Below are 393 nucleotides of genomic sequence, written 5' to 3' on the forward strand. Positions count from 1 at the left end.
AAGGAATCCAGGCTTTTCCAAGCCGGCATGTCGCCATCCTGCCCGGAGAAGATCATGATCGTCCAGGGCAGGCTTGCCGCCTCGACGGAGTTGAGCGCCGCAAACAGCCATTCCAGCGCCTCGCTGCGGCCCTTCGCGCCACCTGGCATCAGCGCTTCGCTCTTGCTGCCGAGATGCAGCAGGATCGCGCCGCTTTCGAAGATCGAGAGATCGCCATCGGTCAGCCACGGCACCTGGCCGAACGGCTGATTCGCGAAATGCTGCGCGTCGCGCTTTGCAAAGGGTATGCCCGCAACGCGATAGGGCAATCCCGCCTCCTCCAGCGCCCAGCGCACGCGGATGTCGCGCACATAGCCGCGCGGCAGATCGGGAACCCAATCGAAAGTGGTGAGG

1 protein-coding gene is annotated in these 393 nt (G+C 64.1%); it reads right to left on the reverse strand.

The window, feature by feature from the left end; translation table 11 throughout:
• Positions 1–393: glutathione S-transferase N-terminal domain-containing protein (locus AC1DIX_RS28125; RefSeq protein WP_477328664.1), on the reverse strand; the 393-nt coding region annotated here is incomplete at both ends.

The sequence above is a fragment of the Massilia sp. 05N420 genome, assembly GCF_056397205.1.